We start from the raw sequence: 23,913 nt of genomic DNA on the forward strand, positions 1-23,913 counted from the left end.
TTCCTACCCCAGTGCCTGCGCCTCTGTTTCATAAATTTTAAATACTTTATCAAGACCGGTGAAGGCAAACATCTCTCTTATATCAGCAGACATTTCGCAGAGTCCGAGTTCCTTTTTCATTTTGTTTGCGTTTTTGAGCAGGTCAATTATCTCTCTGAGCCCGGAGCTGTTCATATACACAACGCCTTTGAAAGAGAGAACCGCGGCATTGTTTGAAGCAAACATATCCAGAACTTTCTTCTTAAGCTCCCCGCCTGTCTGCGCGTTAACTTCGCCTTTGATGTAGACTACCTGCTTTCCGTTTTTACCCTGAACGTCGAACATTGCTGCCTCCTAAATCTTTTTGAATGCCAGTATGGTTATATCGTCCTCGAACGGCACTCCGTCGGCGAATAGCTTAACATCGTCCATAATGTTTCTAATCATCTCGCTCACGGACAGTTCGCTGAACATCATTATTTTTGAAATCAGTCTGTCATAGCCGTACTGTTCCCTTTGCCCGTTCATGGCCTCGTTCAGTCCGTCCGTGTACATGAACACAATATCGCCAGAATCGATCTCAAATCCGCCCTGCTCATACTCCACACTGTCAAACGCACCGAGGAAAAGCCCCTGAGCGGTAACCTTGCGGACAAGCATCTCAGATTTGTCGTAAAACAGCATGGGGTTGTGTCCCGCGCTGGCGAAGTTGCATCTGCCGGTTCTGGAATCCAGCACCACGTAAAACATGGTAACGAAGTCATTTGTATGTATATTGTCGCAGAGGATTTCGTTTACCATGGCAAGCGCCTCGGAAGAAGCCACTATGTCATAGGTGTACGACCTCATTATTGCTCTTGTTATAGCCATTATAACAGATGCGGGGATTCCGTGCCCGGAAACATCAGCAACTCCCAGACCCCAATATCCGTTGCTCATCTCTATACAGTCGTAATAATCACCGCCGGCATGCTCTGCCGGGGTGTAAAAAGCACCGAAGTCATAACCGTTTATGGCGGGCAGAACCTCCGGAAGCAGGCTGGCCTGTATCTCGCCCACCTGTCTGAGCTCCTCGTCAATTATCCTCTGGGCTTCCTTGAGCCTTTCATTCATACGCAGAAGGTCTTTATTCAGCAGAGACATCTGCCTCTGCTTCTCCTCAAGGACTGACTGCTGGCTTTTTATCTCGTCTATGAGCTTAAGCTCTTTGGTGGTGTCTCTTATGCTCTCCACTATGTACTGGTCAAACCTGTTGAAGCTCACGGTGAGCTTTTTGCCGAAGGCTTCCCGGAATGAGCGTGTCACTTTCTTGTCCAGCATGGGACAGTCCCTGCACTGCTCAGTGTAACCGTACATTTCATAGCATTTCGCAGGTCTGCCCTCAGATTCCCTCTGTCTGGACATTTCCACCAGATTCTGGTTGGCAATGTTCACGGACATATCAGGGTTAACAACCATGACCCCCTCATTGAGAGAGTTTACAGTGTTCATGATGAACTTGTGCTCCTTTTCCGTCTCCTTTCTGCGGAGATTGAGGATCACGTTCGAGGCTTTGAGCTCCTTTGTATGGTGTGTAAGCTTGTCTATAAGCTTCTTTGTGCTTGTTATGTCGTCCATGATCTCGGCGTACATTCCGTCCGAGAGTTTTTGGAATTTTGAAGAGAGCAGCTTGCGGAAGCCCCTGTGGGTTATTGTATCATGCTCTATATCCACGGCCATTTTGCCGCTTTTAAGTAATTCAAGCTGACAGTTGGGGCAGGGCTCAAGCCTGTTGAATATGACAAGATGGCATTTCTTGCCTATCAGCCTGTCAGAAGGTTTCCCCGTAATATTTTTCATCGGGGTGCTGCAGAACATGATTTCGTATCTGTCATTAACTACCATGACTATTTCGTTCATGTAGTTGAGAATTTCCTGGTTAAACTCCATCTATTCCAGCCGTGACCCTTTTATTTTTATACAAAACTGCCGCAGGCAGTTAGCCTGATTATAATATAATGCTCCGTCAAAGTTAACAAATAATACCACTCTTATCAGGAATTTTCAGGATTTTCCTTCTGCTGCTGTCAAGCCTTGCTTAAAACATGTTATAACAAAATTCACTATCATTATAAACAGTTAAGATCGTTTCCCCTCATTCCGTCATCATAATAAGGAAGAAAGAGGCGAAAAAAACTATTACTGCTATGGACATATAAAGAAGTTTCCACGCTATTTTCTGCGCTTTCTCCATCAGGGAAACCTTGTATTCATCCACCGTACCTTCCAGACTTTCCAGAAACTGGAGGTCAAGCTCCACCTGTTCGCGGCTGCGCTTCATCTCATCTTCTGATTCATATTCAATAATCGCACCCACATAGATCAGCAGGTACTGCATCAGTGAGAAGAGCCTGATTTTCACATCGGTAAATTTATCGGTAAAGCTAAAGACTGATACTTTCAGAATTTCGGGCAGAATGTCATGCTGAATTTTCTTGAACTTGTCCCTGATTTCCGGAGTGATATTGTTTATATCCTCCATCCGGTCGATCTCATCAAGAATTTCCCTTGTCATTTTGGTATATTTCTCAGCAACCATAGTAACCTTGCTGGTGGGCACTGTTACTGAGCCGCGTTCAGTCTGTCTGCCTTTGAGATAGTTTTTAAGGAGTGTATAGCCGCTGGGAACCCCTTTTGACTTCCTTTTTTTCTGATGTTTATACTTTTTCTTTTTATCAAGGGCGTTTATGGTCTCCATTATATCTGTGGGGGTAAAGATATAATGATCCCTGCCGTCCAGAACTTCCTTTTCCTTTTTTTCCAGGGAACCGTTGGTGAAGAAGAAAAGCTTAATCACATTCTCTTCATTCATGGTGCGCAGAACATCGGTGCTTATGTAGGGGTCGAGATCCTTGCCGGAATCCACAATCTCCAGCCAGACAAGGGCATTGTCATTCTCATCCTTGGAGGAGCGCCAGATCTCAATCCGTCTTTTACCCTGACCGTCATAAACGGATCTGTGCACTGCAAAATGAAAGTCATGGAGGATTTCCGTTACCAGCTCATAGAAGTTTTTCAGGCTGATATTATAAAAATCCTCATACTTTATTCTGTCATCTTCGGCCATAGAGATCCGCTCTCCTGTTCATGGGCTGACCGTTCTTCATATTTTCCGCAGCGGGCATAAGTGTGCCCATCCCCTTTGCGGCAATATTGACGGAGGATATTCCGTCAGCAGTCAGCACTGATTTAAGAAATTCCGCCCTTTTGCGGGCAAGATCAAAGTTCGTGTCAAAACGGTTATTTTCCATAACGCGCAGCGTGTCGGTGTGCCCCAGAATCAGGTATTCCCCGGAATCCCTGAGGGAGGAAATTTTAGCGCTGAGTTCCGGCGGAACATCTGCCTGAAACTCGCCTATATTAAAATACAGTGTGCCTATGTAAGTGTAGTTGTCATCAGTGAGAATGGCAGGTGAACCTGCCGGAAGAGCAGAGCCTAGAGAAGCAGCCTGCTGCGGCGGGAGGGTTTCGGCGGTTACGGATTTATCACGGACAGTCCCTGCGGCGGGTTTGTTATCACCGGTATAGCGGAATTTATGATCGGCCGGAAAGGGTTCTGCGGCCTCTTTTTCTTCAATACGGATAAGCTTCCAGCCGTTCAGCACAATCTGACTGCGCGCCTCCTCTATATCCTCGGCACGGACATGCATAGTGGTAACGGCGGAACTCCCCTCGCGGGTTATGTGGATGAGGAAAAGTTTGCGCCCGTCTGCGGCGGCTTTCTCAACGCCACCAAATAAAACGTATATAATTAGAATCGGCAGGAGGAGTTTCATAAAGAAGCGGACGGTAGTTGGCATTCCCAAGTCTGTTTTCCTCCAGAGCTTTATTAAAATCATTTCCGGGATATTTCTGAACAATTTTCAGGTTTTTGATTATGTCGCTTCCGCCGTTATGAAACAGAAAAGCTTTCGGACCGAGCATGGAGGCGGTCTGAAAGCGGCGGCTCACGGTTGTAACCTCATAGACATAAACAGCGGAGTACGCTTCCCCCGCGAACAGGAGAAGCGCGGTAATGCTAATTAGAAGCTTTCTGGGCAAGGAGCTCATCAATCTTATCAAGCATTGTCTGCAGATTCAGCGGTTTAAGAAGGAAAGCGTTTATCCCTGCGGCGCTTACCTTTTTTCTGTCCGTAACTTCGGATCTGCCGGAAACTGCAATAATCGGTTTTTCATACCCCCTTTCCCTTATCATTTTGGACAGGTCATACCCATCAAGATCGGGCATCATAATATCTGTGACGATTATATCGGGGTCATTGCTCTCAAGGTATTTAAGCGCGTCCCTTCCGGCGGATACTTCATCAACGTTTATCCATCCTGTGGAGGAGAGGAGGCGGTTCATTATCTTTCTGTCCGTAGCGGAGTCATCCACAACAAGAACATTTACACTGTTGGCATTTTTCTTGACTGCTCCGGTTTTCTTTTTCTTGCGTGAGCGTCTGGGCATTTTGCCTGCGATGTCGATTACACCGGCAACGTCAATAATCAGCCTTACGCGCCCGTCACCCATAATTGTTGCGCCCGCTATGCCCACATTGCCGCCGAGGTATTCGCCGAGGGATTTGATAACTATCTCCTCCTGCCCCACAAGCTTGTCAACTATGAAGCCGAGCTTCTTCTCGGCAAGGCCGACAACAACTACGTATATATCATCTTTGTACGAGCCTTCGAGTTCGTATATCTCGTCAAGACGGAGCAGACTGAGAACAGAGTCCCTGAGTTTAAGAACTTCCCTGCCCTCGAAATTATGAACTTCCTTGAGGTTGATACGCACTGTTTCAACAACGGAAACAAGGGGAATAGCGAAAGTCTCTCCTGAAACATCCACAAGCAGTGCCTGAATGATGGCAAGCGTAAGGGGAAGTTTAAGGCGGAAGCGTGTCCCGTGTCCCAGTTCAGACTCTATATTTATGATACCGTTCAGTTTTTCTATGTTTGTTTTAACAACATCCATCCCAACGCCGCGGCCGGAGATGCTTGTAATTTTCTCAGCAGTGGAAAAGCCCGGCTTGAAGATAAGATTGAAAGCGCCTTCGTTATCAAGGTTTTTGGCTTCCTCAGCAGAAATAACCCCTTTTTCTACCGCTTTCTTTTTGAGCTTTCCGGGGTCCATCCCCTTTCCGTCATCCCTGATTTCAACCACTATGTGGTTTCCTTCATGATAAGCAGAAAGATGAACCGTGCCCTTCACAGGCTTACCTGCTTTCCTTCTTTCCTCAGGGCCTTCCACACCGTGGTCAACGGCATTTCTGATCATGTGTATAAGCGGATCGCCTATTTCCTCAACAACGGATTTGTCAAGCTCTGTCTCTTCACCCGTGATGACAAGCTCTATCTCCTTGTTTTTCTCTCTGGAGAGATCGCGCACCATACGGGGGAATTTGTTGAAAACCTTGCCGATGGGAACCATTCTTGTTTTCATCACCGCAAGCTGAAGCTCCGTAGTAATGAGCCCAATCTGCGAAGTGGTTTCCATAAGCTGCTCTATGAGGAACTCGCCTTCAAACTTTTTCTCAAGTTCGCCGGAGATCTGCCCTATTCTGTTTCTGCTGAGAACAAGCTCACCCACAAGGTTCATGAGAGAATCAAGCCTTGAAACATCCACCCTGATAGTCTGTTCGATGGACATGGCAGCTTTTTTGACCTGATTTACATCATTATCGGCACGCCTGCCTGATGGGGCGGGAGTGCCTGATTTGCCGGATGATTCGCCGCTGCCGTCTATTTCATCAAAATTGCCTTCATTGGCAAGTTTCAGTTTTTTAACAGTTTCATCTATTTTCACAGTGTTTTTGCCGGCTTTTATGTCGGCAAGGATATGCTTGGTTACGTCCACAAATTCAAGGAGTATGTCCATGATCACGGCGTTAACCTGCATTTCGTTTTTACGGAGCTTGTTAAGAATCTCCTCCGCATGGTGGGTGAGGTTCGCCATTTTATCAAATCCGAGGAAGGATGAGGCGCCTTTCATGGTGTGAGCGGCGCGGAAGATTTTATTAAGGAGATCCAGATCGTTTTTGCTGTTCTCAAGCTCAACAAGGTCATGGTCGAGACTTTCTATAATTTCATCTGTTTCAAGAATAAAATCCTGTACAAGATCCTGCATGTCGCCGATGCCGTCCATATAGGAACCTCCTTAATGTTTAGCTGTGTCAGATTTCCGCCGGGCGGATATTTTTGTGTCTGAAAGTAAAATAACAGCCGGGAAAATTACTTCAAGACAATTTACAGTCAAAATTTACTCAAACGCACTTAAAAGATCTGAGATTGCTTCGCTTATGCTCGCAATGACAAAGTTCTGTGCCTCGTTTATATGCCGAACTCCTTAAGCAGTTCGTCAAACATGATAATGCCAAATTCGCCATCCATGGGAATTTGACATACACGCTCGCGCCTTGCCAAGCAAGGCTTCGCTACGCACGGCGACGGCACATTCATGTGCCTCGTTTATATGCCGAACTCCTTAAGCAGTTCGTCAACGAGGTTCTGATTTTCCATTATACCGTCTTTTGATTTGAGTTTCTCAAGGGTTTCAACATCAATTTTTCTATCTTTAACCCCAAGCATAAGCACGAGGTGTGTAAGTCTTTCCTGAAGGTCGTAAATAATCTTGATCAGCTTATCAATTTTCTGTTTGGTTATATCCTGAAATTCGAGGGAGGCTATTATATCGAAGCTGACATCCTGCCCGGCCAGCCCTTTATCGCGCAGGCGGTCAAGAACACCGTTTATCTTGCTGAAGTCCCCGCTCTCGGCATATTTTCTGAGAGAAGAGAGGTTTTCCTTTATATCGTCTATGTTGAAGTTGATTTTATCCACACATTCAAGAACGTTTTCGGAAGCTTCCTTAGAGTCTTTGATTACGCTGTGAAGAACGCTCTCGAAACCGGGCAGATCTTCATAGGCATCCTCAACAGCACTGCTGACTGTTTTAAGCTTGTTGACAGCCTTGCTGAAATATTCTGCGATGTGAAAGAGTTCGCTCTCAGGGTTGACATCGATTCCTACAACGTCATAGTTTCCGTTACTGATGTTTCTTGCAATATCAAGAAGCTCATTAACGTCCTTAAAATGGTTCATAATCACAGGCCCAGAAGTTTGTCTATCTTCTCTTTAAGAGTATCGGGGGTAAAGGGTTTTACCACATAGTTATTCACACCGCTTCTGAGTGCAGTGAGTATGTCTTCCTTGGCAGCTTCAGTCGTTACCATAAGGATCGGCATTGTTTTGTACTCTTCCTTGGATCTAAGAGTTTTTACAAAAGTAAGACCGTCCATCTCCGGCATGTTCCAGTCGGTAATAACAACATCAACCTTGTTTTTCGCCATGACATCAAGAGCTTCCACACCATTCCCAGCTTCCAGTATGTTTGAGAAGCCGAGCTTGAGAAGAGTGTTTTTAATGATTCTTCTCATAGTGGAAGAGTCGTCCACTGTTATTACAACGTGATGATGCGCCATTCAATCCTCCGCCTTGAGATGTCATAATACCATATTATTTATATTATAACACCAAAGTCAATCCTTTAATTTCTTCAATCTCTCTGCCCTGCTTACGATTTCCTTTATGCGGAAACCAAAGTAGCCGTCAACTATGACCACCTCTCCGCGGGCTATTACCTTATTGTTAACAACGAGTTCAACCGGTTCATCCGCAGATTCGTCAAGCTCCACAATGTTTCCGGAACCCATAGTAAGTATATCCTTAAGAAACATCCTTGTGGAGCCCATTTTAACACTTACCGGAACATCAATATCCAGCAGCATGTCCATGTTCTGCACGCCCGATACGGAGGATGAGCCCATGGAGCCTATCGGATCGCCCATTCTGTCGTCCGGATCATCCGGAAAAGTGAACGCTGTGGCGAAATCCGGTTCATCATCAAGGGAAGCACCGGAGCTTCCGCTCTTAGAGGAAAACAGCGAAAGAAGATCCTCGTCCATAAAAAAGCGCATTGCAGTTTTGCGATCCCCTATGGTGAACTTCATATCGGCTATAAAATAGCTCTCAGACTGAAAGAGAGCGGAGTTCTCATTCTTGATTACATCGTCAACCTTGAAGCTGACCTTTTTGCCGAGCCTTTCCTCCAAGGGAACGCTGAGTGAGGAGAGAACCTGCTGGCAAAGCTCCTTTACAGCATCCGGGTCATCCTCACCAAGCTCATCTGTGCCTTCCGAATCCATCATGAGCATCAGCGCGGCGAGCATTGTTATATCCTTTGTATAAAAGAATAAGCCTGCATCAAAGCCGGACTTCTCCTCAGTTACGGATACCACGGTCTGCCCCTCGTACCCGTACATAAGCTCATCCGCATTACCGGCATAAGCATCGGACATGGAAATACTTATCTCTTTATCAAACATGCTGCCGAAGGTAGAGGCAAACATATCTGTTATTACTCCAGTAAAAGCGGCATACCTGCCTTTATCCAGTTCTTTCCTCATTACCTTCTTCCGTTATTATTTCATTTATTCTGACAGCCTTACGCACACCAAGCGTTCCTATGTGGCCGAAAAATTTCTTTTTGTTATTAATATGTATGTTTGAAGGAGTGCCCGCTTTCGCGTCCATCATAACAAGGTCGCCTTCCTGAAGATTCATTATCTCTTCTATCGTCAGCGTAGTGTGCCCCAGAGAAGCGCGGAAGGGAATCCTTATCTCCTCCAGCATATCAAGGATATGCTTTTCATTGTCCCCGAACCTGCCCTTTTTCGCACCGATCAGCCAGTCCTGACTGCTGATTTTGCCGAGAACGGGCTCAAGAACTATGGCAGGAATACACAGATTCATCATCCCCGTGGCCTCGCCGAACTTTATCTCAAACACCACAAGGATCACAACCTCGTTCTGAGCAACAATCTGAATGATATGAGGGCTGTTCTCGCTCAGTTCCTTCTTGAAACGTATATTCTGGACAATCTGCCGCCATACCTCCTCAAGATCCTTGAGAATCAGGCTTATTATCCCCTCGATTATATGCTGCTCAAGGCTGGTAAGCTCACGGGTCTGGAACAGAGGCTGGCCGGGGCCGCCCAAAAGCTTGTCAACTATGGGAAACACCAGCGAAGGGTTTATCTCCAGAACCGCGTTCCCCTCCATGGGTATCATACTTATAATGTTGAAACTGGTGGGGTCAGGCAGAGACATAAGAAACTCGCCGTATGTCATCTGATCCACGCTCACCAGAGTTATGTCTGTGATGGTCCTCAAAAAGTTTGACAGAGAAGACGAGAAGTTGCGCGCAAACTTATCATGAAGGTTGCGGATCGAACGAAGCTGCTCCTTTGAAACCCTGTCCGGCCTGCGGAAATCGTAAACCGAAATCTTCTTGGGCACAAAGTCAAGCTGCTGTATCGAATTGTCCGATAAATCATCCTCCGTTGACACGGTGGACAATAGAGCATCAATCTCTTCCTGACTTAAAATATCTGCCATATATTAATCCGTTACTCCGTTTATAACCGTATATTGTCCACAGGCGTTCCCACGGATGGGAACACGCCGTGCGAAGCGAAGCCGCATACATGCGGCGCGAGCGTGTGCGGAAAAAAGACAGGAAGTGCTTTTTTTCCGTATCAAGACAGACAATAGAGCATCAATCTCTTCCTGACTTAAAATATCTGCCATCTGCTTTCCTGTTTAAATATTTAAATTCCAGTTTTTGGGGAAGAGCCTGAGAAACACTTTTTTTTCGTTAAAAAAGGGTTTCTCGGTTTAGCTTTAAAAAAAATATTTTTCTCAAGCCAAGGGAAACTTTTTAGGAACAAAGTTTCCCTCTAACCCTTCAAAAACTCTTCTGCTTCGCAACATACAAATACTGCTCTGTGCATTACCTGCAATGGAATATTATCCTGTTAAATATATCGTCAAGGGAAACAATTTCATCAGCTATTCCCGCTTCGACCACAGCGCGGGGCATTCCGTAGACTATGCTTGATTCCTCATCCTGCGCTATGACGTTTCCGCCTTTTAGTTTAAGGAGCTGGAGCCCTTTTTTGCCGTCAGCGCCCATGCCGGTCATGATGACGCCGAGGGCATCTTTTCCGGCGGCTTCCGCCACAGAGGCCGCTGTTACGTCCACGCTGGGCACATGAAGGTGTCCGCCTGCGTCTGAATTAAGCTCTGTGACGTAGTTTGCGCCTATTTTTTTTATTCTCAGGTGCTGCCCGCCTTTTGCTATGTAAACAGTGTTGGGCTCAAGTTTTTCATTCCCCTGAGATTCTATAACATTCAGCTTGCTCAGTGAGTTGAGCCTCTGCGCGAGTGACTGAGTGAAGTTCGGCGGCATGTGCTGCACAACAACTATCGGCACTCCGATGTCGCCGGGCAGTCTGGGTATAACCTTCTGGAGTGACTGGGGCCCCCCGGTGGAGGTTCCGATTATCACTATGCGCTTATGGCCGGGTTTGGAAACGGTTTTTCCTGCGGGAGCAGCAGGAGCCTGAAGTCCTCCTGACGGAGCTCCCGCAGCAGCGGGTCTTGCAAATGATGCAGGGCGCAGCCTGCGCATGAGGTTTGTTCTTCTGGCGAACTGCTTTATCTTATTGCGCAGATCGTCTTCTATATTCATAACGCCGAAGCTGGCGAATGATTTCTCTTTCGGTATGAAGTCCACCGCGCCCAGATCAAGGGCTTTCATAGTAGCTTCCGCACCCTCTGTGGTAAGGGAACTGACCATAATGACGGGCAGAGGATTCTCGCTCATTATTTTTTCAAGAGCGCTCAGTCCGTCCATTCTGGGCATTTCAATATCGAGGGTCATTACATCGGGTTTAAGGTTTCTCGCCATTTCAACGGCATCCAGACCGTTGCGTCCCTGCCCGACTATCTCAATCTCTGAATCCTTGGCGAGCATGGATTCAATGGCTTTTCTCATAAATGCGGAATCATCAACAATAACAACCTTGATTTTATTCATAGAACTCTTTCAGCCTCCTTTTGAGTTTTGTCACGGCCGCAGAGTGGATTTGTGAAACCCTCGATTCTGTAATGTTAAGAACCTCTGCAATCTCCTTCATAGTCAGCTCTTCGTAATAATAAAGGGTAATGGCGTATTTCTCTTTTTCGGGGAGGCTGTCTATCTCCTCGCCGAGCCTTTCTATGAGCTTATTCTTCACCGCCTCGTCTTCCGGGGTGAGTCCCTTGCTTTTTATAAAATCGATCAGGTTGTTTTCCCCTTCGCCGCCGACAGATTCGTCAAGGCTGAGGAGTTTGTCATTATCCTGAAGTTCAAGAAGGCGGTAGACCTCCTTCGCTTCAAAGTCGCTCCCGGCGACTATTTCCTCCACGGAGGGGCGTGAGCCCTGCTCCCGGTAGGTTCTCTCTATAAATGCCTCAAGCTGCTTAAGCCTGGTGCGCACGTTTCTGGGAAGAAAGTCAAGGCTCCTCAGAGTATCAAGGATTGAGCCCTTGATCCTCCTTTCGGCAAAGGTGTAGAAATTCACATTTCTGTCCTTGTCAAAGCGGTCCATGCTTTCTATCAGCCCGACGCAGGCTGAGGAGTAAAGGTCGTCAAGATCAACGCTGTCAGGAAGAGACGCACTCATACGGATAACCCAGGACTTTATCCTGGGCATAAACTCCTGAATGATTTTTTCCCGCTCTTCGGGGGAAAACCTGTTTACAGCGCCGCCTGCCTCATAGTGCATCAAAGTATCTTCCTGTAGTTAATCATAATCTTGTCTATGTAGAGGAAAAGTTTTTCGGTTACGTAATAAATAATGAAAAACATTATAATATCCCTCGTCACATAAGTCAATTTTACCTCAAGCAGAAAGAACTTGTAAACAAATGAAGAAACAAAGGCCACAGTGGCCAGCATAAGCGCTATCTCCCTGTGGAGGAAACTCATTTGAACACCCCCTTAAGAAGGCTGTAGAGTCCTTCCTTCCGGGTGTTTTCGGCGGGGAGCCCCAGAATATTTCTCGCTATATTGTAAATATCGCGGGAGTATGCGCCGTTCTGGTTTATTTCGCACACGGGCTTCTGAAATTTTACAGAGCTTATCACCTGCTTGTCCTCGCGCAGGTGTCCGAGAAGGTCAAGCTCAACATCGAGAAACTTCTTCGCAACGTTTTTCATGCTCATGTAAATATTTTTTACGCCGTTCACATCGTCCACCCTGTTGAGCACGAAGCGGATGCGGTTTATTCCGTGGTCAAAGTGCACCACCTTCATAAACGCGTATGCATCGGTAATCGCAGTGGGCTCAGGCTGGGTGATCACTATCACAGTGTCTGCTATGGCTGCGAATTTCGTTACGGTTTCAGATATGCCCGCACCGGTATCAAACAGTATGTAGTCGTAAGCTCCGTCAAGATTTACGAATATTTCCACTATTTTTTCAAACTCGCTCTCGCTGAGGTTGGTGAGGTCGGAAAATCCGCTGGAAGCGGGGATTACATCAAATCCGTAAATATCTTTCTTGATTACATTTTCTATCTCCGCTTCCCCCTGCATATATTTCCGGATTGAAGCGGTTACGGTGAGATTAAGCAGTATATCAACATTGGCGAGCCCTAAATCCGCATCGAAAACAAGAACTTTTTTCCCCATTTTCGCCAGCCAGTAGGCAAGGTTTACCACAAAGTTGGTCTTGCCGACCCCTCCCTTGCCGCTGGAGACGGAAATATACTTTGCCCGCCGCTTTTTATCCCATGCTTTTCGTCTTAAATTGTGCGCCTGATCTGTCATCTTTCACTCCAGAACCCCGGAATATCCCTGAGGATCTGACTAGCAATCTTCCTGCCATCGGGAATTTCCATATCATCAGGGACATTCTGACCTGTGGAAAGAAGGAGAACAGGAGTTTTCTTGCGGATGGGAAGGTTCACCATAGGCCCGAAGTATTTTGTTTCATCCAGCTTGGTGAACACCACATATTCCGGCATGAGCGCGCTGTAATTTTCAAAGGTTTCGGCCATTTCCGCGTGGTTGCTGCTCATGGACATAACAAGGGCAACGGTCATCCTGTCCCCTGCGCTGAGGAATCTGCGGAGATCGCCTATCTGCTCAGTGTCGAACTGGCTTCTGCCCATGGAATCCACAAAAACGTAATCATAGCCTTCCGTGCGGGCGAGTATAGCCTGAAGCTCTTCCGGGCTGGAGGCAACCTGAAGGGGTATATCCACAATCTCAGCATAGGTCTTAAGCTGTTCCACTGCGCCTATCCTGAAATTATCTATGGTGATGAGGCTCACTCTTTTTTTCAGTTTTAGGGAAAGATTGGCTGCAATTTTCGCCACAGTGGTGGTTTTGCCCACTCCTGTGGGGCCGACAAAGGCAACAATCTTCCTGTTGAGGGATGAGAAATAGTCCTTCTCGATGGGGATGAGATCCCCAAGCAGCTGGACAATGAGGTTGCGTATCTGGCTTTTGGTAAGCCCTGCTGTGGCGCGTTTTTCTATACGTTTAAGGAATTTATATGCGATAACGTCATCCACGCCGTTCTTCACCATAAGGGAGTAAAACTCCTTAAGCTGCTCCGGCAGGTCGACTACTATGTTCTCGGTGAGGACGCTTTTCATCTCAAGCATCTGCTTCTTGATCTCGGCCACGTCAGAGATAAGGCTTTCAAAGCGGTTCAGCCCAAGGGTGTTTATGAGTTCCGCCAGTTTGTCCACCCCGCCCTGCTGGTAGGTTTCGGGTTTAATCTGCTTTGCCTGTCTGGATGTTTCTGATCTGTAGACTGTTTCCTGTGACGGACGGCGTATATCAGAGGCGAAGGTTTCCGGCCTGAACTCATCATCCTCCTTCGGTGCTGCCATTTTGCCGAAACCGTTATAAGTGGAGCCTGAACCCTGCGGCTTGGGTCTGGCGGCCTTTGCCTTGGCGGTTTTTTCCATGAGAATCCGCTCGTCCATATCCACCGCGGCTGTAACCTCAATAAGAGGCTTGGAGAAAAGACCGAAGCTGTTGTTTTTAACGACTTTTCTGGTGGAGAGAATGACAGCCTCGGAGCCGAGCTCCTGCTTGATCATTCTCATCGCTTCAGCCATGTCGTATGCTTCGTACTTTTTTATCTTCATATCTTAATCTCCAGCATGCCGAGGCTTTCTATCCTGACATTCTCGCTTATTTCATTGTGGGATATAACATTAATATTCTTAATGAACTTCTCCGCAAAACGCCTCATGGCCGAACGCAGGGGCGGCGAAATAACAAGAACGGGGCTGAACCCCTTCTGTGACACCTCATCCACCTTGGCTATCATCTTGGAAAGTATCTTCTGTGCCGCAAGGGGATCTATAAGTATATCCCTTCCTTCGTCACCCTGCTGTAGATTTTTCGCCAGAAGCTGCTCAATCTCGGATGGCAGAGTAAATACATAGAGCGCTCCGTCCGGTGCGAGGAGGCTTTCCGTTATCTGCCTTCTCAGAGAGAGGCGCACCCTCTCCGTTAGGTTTTCCACATCCTTGGTCTGCACCCCGTAAGAAGCGAGAACTTCCAGAATGCTCCGCAGGTTGCGGATGGAGATTCTTTCCCTCAGCAGGTTCTGCAATACCCTGTTCACAGTGCCCAGATCCAGTATGCCGGGAACGAGATCCTCCACCAGCTTCGGAAATTTTTCCTTAACGCCGTTGACAAGCTCAAGGGTTTCCTGCCTTCCGATGAGTTCGTTGGCATAGGACTTTATCACCTCCGTGAGGTGGGTTGCAATCACCGTCGCGGGGTCAACTATGGTGAAGCCGTTAAGCTCCGCCTTCTCTTTCTGGCGTTCATCCACCCATTTGGCGGCAAGCCCGAAGGCAGGCTCCTTGGTGGGTATTCCGTCTATCTTGTCCACGCTCCCTTCCGGGTTCATCACAAGAAACCTGTCGGGGAAGATTGTTCCCGTGGCGACCTTTACACCTTTGAGGAGTATGTTGTATCCGTTTCCGTCAAGCTGGAGATTGTCCCTTATCCTCACGGGAGGAACTATAATCCCCATCTCAAGGGCAATCTGCTTGCGTATTGATTTTATGCGGTTAAGCAGGGTTCCGCCCTGAGCGGAATCCACAAGGGGGATAAGGCTGAAACCTATTCCAAGTTCCATTGTATCCATTTCCAGCAGCTCCCTGACCTCTTCCTCCTCAGTCGCGGGCTTGCGCTCCTCCTCCTGTTCCTCTTTCTCCTCCTCCGGCTGTTCAGCACCCTTCTTCACAGAGTAGGCTATGCTGAAAAAGATAGCGGAGAGGAAAAGGAACGGGAAAAACGGCATTCCGGGAACAACAGCAAAGAAAAGGAGAATGCCTCCTGTTATGTAAAGCACTCTGGTGCTGCGGAAAAGCTGCCTGGCAAGCTGTCCGCTGAGGTCTTTGTCCCCGCCGCCCGCTCTGGAAACTATGAGACCGGCCGCAGTGGAGACTATGAGTGAGGGTATCTGGCTCACCAGACCGTCACCCACTGTAAGTATTGTAAAAACACCAGCGGCTTCGGCCACTTCCATTCCGTTCTGGAGAACGCCTATGGCAAGACCGCCCGCGATGTTTATGCCTGTTATGATAAGACCCGCAACGGCATCACCGCGGACGAACTTGCTCGCACCGTCCATGGCTCCGTAGTAGTCTGCTTCCTGCTGAATTTTAGCTCTCTTCGCCTTCGCCCCTGCCTCGTCGATGAGCCCTGCGTTGAGGTCAGCATCGATACTCATCTGTTTTCCGGGCATGGCATCCAGCGTGAATCTCGCTGCGACTTCCGCTATACGGCCTGAACCCTTGGTGATAACCATGAAGTTAATCAGCACAAGGATAAGGAATATGATAACGCCCACCGTGTAGTTTCCGCCCACAACATACTGCCCGAATGCCTGAATCACGTTTCCTGCTGCGCCTTCACCCTCCGAACCGTTCAGGAGGATTCTCCTTGTGGAGGCAACGTTCAGCGAAAGCCTGAACAGGGTAATGATAAGCAGCACAGACGGAAATGTGGAGAACTTAAGCGGCTCATCCGCGTAAATCGCCACCATGAGGATAAGAACGGAAAGGGCAATGCTGCACACAAGGAGAAGGTCGAGAATAACGGCGGGCACTGGCAGAACCATGACGATGATTATGCCGATAAAAAACAGACCGAAGCCTATTTCGCCCTGTTTTATCAATTTTGTCATAAGACTGGACTGCGCCACTTACACTACCTTCTCATATGCTTAAATTTCCCTACAAGGGCAAGTATTTCTGCTACTGCTTTATACAAATTCTCAGGTATTTCATCACCTATGTCAACTGTTTTGAAAAGCGTTCTGGCAAGGGGCGGATCCTCATGCACAAGCACCCCTTCCCGCTTGGCAAGCTCCTTTATGCGCAGTGCCAGAAGCCGCTGCCCTTTGGCAACCACCGTGGGCGCCTTATCCTCGCCCGGACGGTATCTCAGCGCCACGGCGAAGTGGGTGGGGTTTGTAACCACGACATCAGACTTCGGAACATCAGACATCATCCTCTTACGCGCCATCTCCCTCTGCATACTTCGGATCTTCTGCTTGATCAGAGGATCGCCCTCCATCTGTTTGAACTCCTCCTTGACCTCCTGTTTTGTCATCTTGAGGTCTTCGGTGTTCTGCCATTTCTGATACATGAAGTCGATAACGGCAAGTATAAGCACCAGAACACCTATCTTAAGGAAAAGCTCGAACATGAGCATGAGAAAAAACATTATGCTGTCTATGGGTTCCGAATCACCGAGGCGGAGGATAGTGGGAATTTTCCCTTTTATGATATAGTAGGCGGAAAGCCCCACAACGAAGATCTTGAACAGAGATTTAAAAAGCTCAACCAGACTGCGTTTGGAAAATATTTTACCGAAACCCTTCACAGGGTCAAGCCTGTCGAACTTGATGGCAAGCGCCTTCGGGCTGAAAATAAAGCCGAACTGCATTACATTTGAAACAATATTCACCACAAACAGCATCACAAGCACAGGGGCAAGGAGCTTTGTCATAAAAATTATGACGAAGAACATAAGCTTTATGACGCTTTTCTCATCAAGCGCATAATCAAGGGACATAAAAGACTCACGCATGAACTTCATGAGTTCGTCCGCCATTGTGGAAATGTAAAAATACATGAATATGGCAGTGGCAACAAAGGTTACAGCAGCGCTGAGCTCCCTTGTTTTGGCAACGTTGCCTTCCTCTCTGGCTTTCTGAATCCGCCGCCCCGTGGGCTGTTCGGTCTTCTCCGAATCGTTGTCAGCCATCAGTTACCGCCGAAGATATAAAATAATGTCGCAACCCGCATGAAATACTCATGGAGGAGCTTTTCGAACACAATAAAGAAATAGTTCAGGCTTATGCTGAGAATGGAAAGCCCCACAGCTATCTGGAGCGGAAAACCGACGATCATGAGGTTAAGCTGCGGCACAAGCCTGCCCATTATCCCCATTATAACGTGGGTGCAGAGCATTACCACAAATATGGGGGCCACTATCTTAAGCGCGGTCAGGAAAGATGCGCTGAGCATTTTTGTGATATACAGAAACCCCTCAGCCTTGAGAGTGAACACACCCAAAGGTACAGCACGGAAAGATTCGCTCATTGCCCCTATCACCATAAGATGCCCGCCAAGGGCAATGAAGAAGAGTATCATCGCTATGTTTTTAAGCTGGGCTATGATGGAAAGCTGCATGTTCATCGAAGGGTCAAAAGAGTTCACCATGCTGAACCCCATCTGAAAACCGGCAAGCTCCCCACCGATCTGCACACCTACAAACAGAAGCTGAGCCATCATCCCCGTGGCTATACCGAGAAGAATCTCCTTTGTTATAAGCAAAATAAGCAGAAGAGGATGGATATTGGAAAGCCCTATGGACTGGACATTGGGGAAAACCACAACGGCAAGCACAAGGGAGGCAGCAACTTTAACATTGTCCGGAATAAGCTGGCTGCTGAACATGGGGGCGCTGAAAACTATGCCCGAAATGCGGAAGAAGACCATAATAAAAGTCAGCAGCAGATCCGTCTGATACAGGAACTCAAACATAGGGCAGTGTAATACTTCCGCCCTGTTTATACAAGGCTAAAGCTTTTGTGCCTTGCTACTCTCCGGAGGCGATGTAAAGCTTAAGGCTGTTTTCCTGATCCGCCCTGTATTCATAGCAGGATATGGAGATATACCTCTTCTTCATCCAGTACACCCCGAAAAGATCCGTTATACCCACCCACAGACGGCTGTTTATACCCGCACCGTATTTGCTGGTTCCCTTGTTTCTTGGTCTGTGCCGCACGGGCATTTCAGCGACAGTATAGCCTGCCATCTGCACGAGAGCAGGGAAAAACCTGTGAGCATTGCGGAAAAAGCGGAAACCTTCCAGACATTCACGCCTGAACCCTCTGCTTGAACACCCGACATCGCTTATATTGTCACCGAGCAGCCGTGATCGGAGCCTGTTGGCAAGTCTGCTTGAAAGCCTGCGGACAAAATTATCATTTCTTTCAGCCCGTACCCCGCACATCATATCCACACCAAGCTCCAGCATTTTTCCCAGAATAAGGGGTATATCTGCCGGGTCATTCTGTCCGTCGCCGTCCAGAGTAAACACATACTCACCTCTGGCTGCGCTGAAACCTGCAAAAAGCGCTGCGGACTGCCCCATATTTCTGCGAAGATGGACAGCCCGGAAGCAGGCTTCTTCCGTCCATTGATTTATTTTATCCCCTGTGCCGTCAGTGGAGCCGTCATCAACAAGCACCGCCTCCCATCTGCGGTTTAAGGATGAATCAAGCACGGAACGGAGTTCCGCGCATACTGTGTCAATATTTTCTGCTTCGTTGTAAAACGGAATAACCACTGAAATTTCCGGTCTCATCACTTTTTCCTGCTGACTATATAAAAGTTCCATTGCTTCCCTGCCTCCGGTGAATATGTTCTGAGATGCTCCATCGAAAAGCCCTTGCTGCTGAGCTCCTGCCCGTTCAGATCACCCTGAGTTATAAAAACCGCTGTGTCCCTTGTTCCATTGTCAATAAATTCATCAACGGGACGCACTTTCCGCCCCACCGCCCAGATCTCCTTAATGCTGAGATCTCCGTAAAAGTCACCGTCATATGCATGCACCGTTTCTGCTCTTGCCTGTTCCAGAATCCTGAAATCTTTATCAGGCACAAAAGACTCCGCCGCGGGCACAGCAACAATCACCGAAAGACAGAAAACCGCCACGGACCGGGGGATATATCTGTGAGTCTCACGTCTGATAAAGCTCAGAGAAAGAGAAACAACAGAGAAAAGCACAAGCGCCTCCCCCGCTAAAAAAAACATGCTGTCATAAGCCGCAAACCATACCTGCACCACAGCGGCTGATATGAACACAAAGACTCCGAGAGAAAAAGAGATGCCGCTCCATATTCCGAGGACAACACTGTCAGCCGTTGTCTTTTTAAGGTTCCCGGTCAGGAGACTCACATACTCACCTATCATGAGCGCGGCAGGAATAATAACCGGCAGAAGGTAGCGATCCTTTTTCTCAGGTATTACGGAAAGAAGAATAAACGAAACAAATATCCATATCAGATAAAAGGCTGCCCTCCGCCTGCCGAGACGTGCGGAAGAAAACCCCGGAACAAGCAGAGGGAGCAAAAACACAACCCAAAGACCGGACATGAGCGGAAACTGGAGATAGTACCAGAAGGGTTTGACATGTCTGTCAGCCCAGGCTGACGCCTCTGCGGCGGCAGTGCTGAGCGCTGAGTGTGTTTCATGGAAATATATATACACCGGCCACAGGAGGGATAGTGCAGCCGCAACAGCCACAAGAACGGTCAAACCGTAAAAACTGACCGGTCTGAGCCTGAAAAGATAAAACCCAGCAACAAGAAAAGGCACAAGCAGCCCGTAAAATGCAACCGGGCCCTTGCTCATAAAAGAAAGTGCCGCGAAAAGCCCGGCAAGCGCATACATAAGAATTTTCTCTCCCGTTGTTCCGGCAGGAAGAGCACGGCAGTACGCAGCTATGGAAGCAGTCATAAAAGCCTGTGCGTAGATGTCCCATGTGTTTTTACGGGTCATGTAGAAAAACAGATAACTGGTGCTCAGGACTATTACCGAATAAAAAGCCGCCCTTTTCGACTTTGTCACATGGAGGGAAATGAAATAGGCTCCTGCAAGCATAATAAGCCCGGCAAAAGCCGAAGGAATCCGGTTTGCAGCAAGATCATTATCGGTTCCCGCAAGCATGAACACGAATGCCGTTATCCATGTTGGAAGAGGCGGCTTGGCTATTCTCAGCTCACCGTTAAGGGTCGGGAAAAGCCAGTTCCCGTCAGCAACCATCTCCCTTGCGGTTATGTAGTTCCGCGCCTCCATAATATCCACTGAAAGAACATCACGATAGGCAAAAGCACCTGTATAAACAGCAAGGATAAGAAGAACTATCAGACTCTTGTTCAGGGTAAATCCTGTATCTCTCATGCACTGAGTTATACAGTATTAAAATGAAGACTTGATGAAGCTGGCTGATTTTTTCAGACAGCGGGCAAGATAACTGTAACTGTAACGGATTCACCGTAAGCGCTTTCAATTTTCACTTCGCCTTTGTGGAGTTCCGCTATTCTTTTAACAATGGCAAGCCCCAAACCGGAACCGCCGTATTTTGAGGATCTGGACTCCTCAACCCTGTAAAACTGCTCGAACACTTTGTCCAGAGACTCCGGAGGAATACCTGCGCCTGTATTAAAAACTTTTATCTCAATGGTTTCGTCCGTGCGTATTGCCGTAATTCTGATTACCCCACTGTCATCCGAGTATTTTACAGCGTTGTCGAGAAGGTTGGAAAAAGCCCTGAAAAGCTTTTCATAATCGCCTTTCATTGTCATATTCCCGCTGTAGCCGGATGAAAGGCTTATGCCCCGTTCACAGGCAAAAAGAGAGTAGTCCTCTTTCAGCTGCTCCAGGATTTTTTTCAGATCCACAGTCTCAGCGGCGATGCTGCTGTCCAGTTCAAGGGAGGAGAGGTTCAGTATGTTCTTCACCAGCCTCTCCATACGCAGAACCTGACCTGAAAGCCTTCCTGCATCATCTGCCGATATGCTGCCCGCCGCATTGACCTCATCAGTTATGAGCCGCATTATGCTCAGCGGAGTCTTAAGCTCGTGCGAGGCATCGGCTATCAGCCTTTTCTGTTTATTAAAGGCATTCTCAAGACGATCAAAAACACCGTTCAGCGTTACTGCCAGAGAATTAAACTCATCAGATTCTCCGGCATCTTTTCTAAGGGGTATTCTCAGACTGAGATGCCTTTCTGTGATATTTTTTGTCCGTGCATTCATAAGCCGCACCGGACGGAGTATATAGCCTGCTATTATATAGCTCACCGCAGTGAGAACTATCATCGAAAGCAGAAGCCCCGCTGCAACGCTGAGAACAAGGTCTGTTATTTCATCACTTACCCTTTCTGCGGACAAGGCGGCATACACAATATATTTATGCCCGTCGCTGTCATAGCTGCCGCCGTAATCGCTGTCATCGTCAAAGATGCCTGTCTTCTCCTTTTCGATAACAAAACGGCGCATTCTGAAAGCGGTTTTCCCGTGGGAGTCATGCTCCACATATGACAAATCATTAGGCACATATGCATAAGCAATTGTTTTTCTTCCGCTGCCCTCCGGCAGGTCAATTTTCTCCGCCAGATGAGAAATATACAAAGGCTCTGTCTCTCCCGGTCTGTATATTTTGAGCCAGTAGCGCCTGCTGTCCCTCAGCCCGCTCTTCCCTGCCTGATCAAATGATATTACGGATTCATAGGCCACCGTGCGAAGTTCAGCATCCATCACCCTGAAAGGCTGCTCCAGCATCTCAAAAAGAACAGAGGCAGAAAAAATAAGGGCTGAAATGAGACCTGCCGAAGCAATAAGAAGTGAGATCTTAAGACGTACGCTCATTCCTGACTGTCCCTGATGATGTACCCGACACCCCTTATGGTTTTCACCACTGATTCACCATCGCCGGAGCTTATTTTTTTACGCAGATTTTTTATGTGAACATCCATGAAGTTGGACATGCTGAAAGGCTCAAAATCATCCCCCCAGACATGCTCGGCAAGACTGAACCGGGATACCGAACGGTTTTTATTGTACATAAGAAACTCAAGGATGGAAAACTCCCTCTGGGTGAGTTCAACCAGTTTGCCCTCCACAGTGACCTCACGCTTTGCCGTGTCAAGACAGAGGCTCCCCGCACTCAGGACAGAGGCATTCTGCCCCCCTGCGCGCCGGAGAAGAGCGCGGACTCTGGCCAGCAGTTCATCGGTGGAAAACGGCTTCGTGAGGTAATCATCAGCGCCGGAATCAAGCCCTTTAATTTTATCATCGGTTCCGGTTCTGGCGGTGAGCATGAGAACCGGAGAATCAGCACCCATATTTCTTGCTTCGCGCAGCACTCCGAAACCGTCAAGCTTCGGCAGCATAACATCCAGAATAACAAGATCATAAGGCACTTCCGCCAGCCTGTCCAGAGCCTGTTCACCGTCATAGGCACTGTCGGCTGAATACCTCTGCGCTTCAAGAGTGCGCCTCAGCTGCTCATTAAGTTCCGGTTCATCTTCCACAATCAGGATTCTCATTCTTCACCGCTGACTGAATATAAACTTTTTTGTTCACTTTTTAAATACCAAGAAAAGACAGGAAGCCGCGCCGAAAGTTAAAAAACTCTTTTAATTGCCCTCCTGATATGCAATATTTAATATTAAACAGTTTTATAAAACGGACAAACGGCAGATATAAATAATGACAAAAAAGCGGTTAACAAAACAGGATGCAGTCAGAATGCTTGAAACGGCTGACCTGTACGAACTCGCCCGCGAAGCGGACGGAATAAGAAAATCCCTCCATCCTGAAGGGGTGGTGACTTTTGTAATAGACAGAAACATAAACTACACAAATATCTGCACATGCAAATGTTCGTTTTGTGCCTTTTACCGTGAAGCGGATGAGGAAGGCGCTTATGTTCTTGATAAGGATGAGCTTAAGAAGAAAATAGACGAAACAAAGGCTCTCGGCGGAACACAGATACTGCTTCAGGGCGGGCTCCACCCCACACTCGGAATTGAGTTTTACGAGGAGATGCTCACCTACATGAAATCCCTCGGAGTATGGCTGCATGCATTCAGCCCGCCTGAGATTCACCACATAGCGAAGATAAGCGGCCTCAGCACAGCCGAAACAATATCAAGGCTCGTTAAAGCGGGGATGGACTCTATCCCCGGCGGAGGGGCGGAACTGCTGGTGGATGAGGAAAGGCTCCGCATAAGCCCGAACAAAATACTCTCGGATAAATGGCTGGGAGTCATGGAAGAGGCGCACAGGCAGGGTCTTAAGACCAGCGCCACCATGATGTTCAAGGCTGATGACGAATATGAGAAAATAGCGGAGCACTTTGACAGAATCCGCACACTGCAGGACAAAACCGGCGGATTCACAGCATTTATCCCATGGCCGTTCCAGCCGGACAATACGGAACTGGGCGGAAAAAAGGCCAGCCCTGTGGAATATTTAAGGATATTTGCCGCTGCGCGCATTTATCTGGACAATATAAAAAACCTTCAGGTTTCATGGGTTACTCAGGGACCCAAAACCGGCCAGACGGCGCTCCGCTTCGGCGGAAACGACTTCGGCAGCCTTATGATAGAGGAGAATGTTGTGGCTTCCTGCGGGGCATCCTTCCGCATGAGCGTGGAGGAGATTGTCCACAACATTGAACGCGCCGGCTTCAAGGCCGCCCAAAGAGACATGCAGTATAATATAGTCAAGCGTTTCTAGTATACATACAGCCCCATGGAAGGGGCTGCGCCGTGCGGAGCGAAGGCTTGCTTTGCAAGGCGCGAGCGTGTGAGGAAACGGACAGGACGTACCGTTTTCGAACTATATAAAACAACTTAATGTACTAATAAATACAACAGAATATCCGATAACATAATTATAAATAATTA

The 23,913-nt window shown here is 47.7% G+C and carries 22 protein-coding genes; 1 reads left to right on the forward strand and 21 read right to left on the reverse strand.

Annotated features, from left to right (window positions below; all coding sequences use genetic code 11):
- Positions 1-3 precede the first annotated feature (3 nt).
- From OSQ85_RS00105 to OSQ85_RS00205, 21 genes are all read right to left on the reverse strand, one after another.
- Positions 4-324: an STAS domain-containing protein gene (locus tag OSQ85_RS00105; RefSeq protein ID WP_265820591.1), complete on the reverse strand. Its 321-nt coding sequence runs from the start codon at positions 322-324 to the stop codon at positions 4-6.
- A 9-nt stretch (positions 325-333) separates the two neighbouring features.
- The gene (locus OSQ85_RS00110; protein WP_265820592.1) at positions 334-1,908 is read right to left on the reverse strand and encodes a SpoIIE family protein phosphatase; all 1,575 of its coding nucleotides are present in this window, start codon (positions 1,906-1,908) and stop codon (positions 334-336) included.
- Between the two features lie 205 nt (positions 1,909-2,113).
- Positions 2,114-3,085 (reverse strand): hypothetical protein, encoded by a 972-nt coding sequence (locus OSQ85_RS00115; protein ID WP_265820593.1) that lies wholly within the window; start codon positions 3,083-3,085, stop codon positions 2,114-2,116.
- A complete protein-coding gene (locus tag OSQ85_RS00120; RefSeq protein WP_265820594.1) occupies positions 3,072-3,818 on the reverse strand; it encodes an OmpA family protein in 747 nt (248 codons plus the stop codon). The genes OSQ85_RS00115 and OSQ85_RS00120 overlap by 14 nt, the downstream gene beginning before the upstream one ends.
- Positions 3,819-4,036: 218 nt before the next feature.
- Entirely contained in the window at positions 4,037-6,145 is a 2,109-nt protein-coding gene (locus tag OSQ85_RS00125) for a hybrid sensor histidine kinase/response regulator (RefSeq protein WP_265820595.1), read from the reverse strand.
- 323 nt (positions 6,146-6,468) lie between these two features.
- Positions 6,469-7,101, reverse strand: a complete 633-nt coding sequence (locus tag OSQ85_RS00130) for a protein phosphatase CheZ (RefSeq protein ID WP_265820597.1) — start codon at positions 7,099-7,101, stop codon at positions 6,469-6,471.
- 2 nt (positions 7,102-7,103) lie between these two features.
- A complete protein-coding gene (locus OSQ85_RS00135) occupies positions 7,104-7,481 on the reverse strand; it encodes a response regulator (RefSeq protein ID WP_128467649.1) in 378 nt (125 codons plus the stop codon).
- Positions 7,482-7,538: 57 nt separating this feature from the next.
- Positions 7,539-8,465 carry a flagellar motor switch protein FliN gene (fliN, locus tag OSQ85_RS00140; RefSeq protein ID WP_265820598.1) on the reverse strand — a complete coding sequence of 309 codons (927 nt, stop codon included), beginning with the start codon at positions 8,463-8,465 and terminating at the stop codon, positions 7,539-7,541.
- The gene (fliM, locus tag OSQ85_RS00145; protein ID WP_265820599.1) at positions 8,446-9,456 is read right to left on the reverse strand and encodes a flagellar motor switch protein FliM; all 1,011 of its coding nucleotides are present in this window, start codon (positions 9,454-9,456) and stop codon (positions 8,446-8,448) included. The genes fliN and fliM overlap by 20 nt, the downstream gene beginning before the upstream one ends.
- 394 nt (positions 9,457-9,850) lie before the next feature.
- A complete protein-coding gene (locus tag OSQ85_RS00150) occupies positions 9,851-10,939 on the reverse strand; it encodes a protein-glutamate methylesterase/protein-glutamine glutaminase (protein ID WP_265820600.1) in 1,089 nt (362 codons plus the stop codon).
- Positions 10,932-11,669 (reverse strand): sigma-70 family RNA polymerase sigma factor, encoded by a 738-nt coding sequence (locus tag OSQ85_RS00155; protein ID WP_265820601.1) that lies wholly within the window; start codon positions 11,667-11,669, stop codon positions 10,932-10,934. The genes OSQ85_RS00150 and OSQ85_RS00155 overlap by 8 nt, the downstream gene beginning before the upstream one ends.
- Positions 11,669-11,872 (reverse strand): hypothetical protein, encoded by a 204-nt coding sequence (locus OSQ85_RS00160; protein ID WP_265820602.1) that lies wholly within the window; start codon positions 11,870-11,872, stop codon positions 11,669-11,671. Before OSQ85_RS00160 ends, OSQ85_RS00155 begins: the two co-directional genes overlap by 1 nt.
- On the reverse strand, positions 11,869-12,714 hold the full coding sequence (locus tag OSQ85_RS00165; RefSeq protein ID WP_265820604.1) for a MinD/ParA family protein: 846 nt from the start codon (positions 12,712-12,714) through the stop codon (positions 11,869-11,871). The genes OSQ85_RS00160 and OSQ85_RS00165 overlap by 4 nt, the downstream gene beginning before the upstream one ends.
- Positions 12,711-14,048 (reverse strand): flagellar biosynthesis protein FlhF, encoded by a 1,338-nt coding sequence (gene flhF, locus OSQ85_RS00170; protein WP_265820606.1) that lies wholly within the window; start codon positions 14,046-14,048, stop codon positions 12,711-12,713. Before flhF ends, OSQ85_RS00165 begins: the two co-directional genes overlap by 4 nt.
- Positions 14,045-16,108 carry a flagellar biosynthesis protein FlhA gene (flhA, locus tag OSQ85_RS00175; RefSeq protein WP_265820607.1) on the reverse strand — a complete coding sequence of 688 codons (2,064 nt, stop codon included), beginning with the start codon at positions 16,106-16,108 and terminating at the stop codon, positions 14,045-14,047. The genes flhF and flhA overlap by 4 nt, the downstream gene beginning before the upstream one ends.
- Positions 16,109-16,131: 23 nt before the next feature.
- Positions 16,132-17,193, reverse strand: coding sequence for a flagellar biosynthesis protein FlhB (gene flhB / locus OSQ85_RS00180; protein ID WP_265820608.1), 1,062 nt, complete (start codon positions 17,191-17,193; stop codon positions 16,132-16,134).
- Complete coding sequence (gene fliR / locus OSQ85_RS00185) at positions 17,193-17,975, reverse strand: flagellar biosynthetic protein FliR (protein ID WP_265820609.1); 783 nt, start codon at positions 17,973-17,975, stop codon at positions 17,193-17,195. The genes flhB and fliR overlap by 1 nt, the downstream gene beginning before the upstream one ends.
- Before the next feature lie 55 nt (positions 17,976-18,030).
- Positions 18,031-18,834 (reverse strand): glycosyltransferase family 2 protein, encoded by an 804-nt coding sequence (locus OSQ85_RS00190; RefSeq protein WP_265820610.1) that lies wholly within the window; start codon positions 18,832-18,834, stop codon positions 18,031-18,033.
- Positions 18,801-20,399, reverse strand: coding sequence for an ArnT family glycosyltransferase (locus tag OSQ85_RS00195; RefSeq protein ID WP_265820611.1), 1,599 nt, complete (start codon positions 20,397-20,399; stop codon positions 18,801-18,803). The genes OSQ85_RS00190 and OSQ85_RS00195 overlap by 34 nt, the downstream gene beginning before the upstream one ends.
- Before the next feature lie 53 nt (positions 20,400-20,452).
- Entirely contained in the window at positions 20,453-21,868 is a 1,416-nt protein-coding gene (locus OSQ85_RS00200; RefSeq protein ID WP_265820612.1) for a sensor histidine kinase, read from the reverse strand.
- Positions 21,865-22,548, reverse strand: a complete 684-nt coding sequence (locus OSQ85_RS00205; RefSeq protein WP_265820613.1) for a response regulator transcription factor — start codon at positions 22,546-22,548, stop codon at positions 21,865-21,867. The genes OSQ85_RS00200 and OSQ85_RS00205 overlap by 4 nt, the downstream gene beginning before the upstream one ends.
- A 163-nt stretch (positions 22,549-22,711) precedes the next feature.
- Here OSQ85_RS00205 and mqnC point away from each other — a divergent pair, with 163 nt between their 5' ends.
- Entirely contained in the window at positions 22,712-23,743 is a 1,032-nt protein-coding gene (gene mqnC / locus OSQ85_RS00210; RefSeq protein ID WP_265820614.1) for a cyclic dehypoxanthinyl futalosine synthase, read from the forward strand.
- Positions 23,744-23,913: the final 170 nt, after the last annotated feature.

Origin of the sequence: Geovibrio ferrireducens (genome assembly GCF_026226615.1) — a bacterium.
GTDB classification, from domain to species: Bacteria; Chrysiogenota; Deferribacteres; order Deferribacterales; family Geovibrionaceae; genus Geovibrio; species Geovibrio ferrireducens.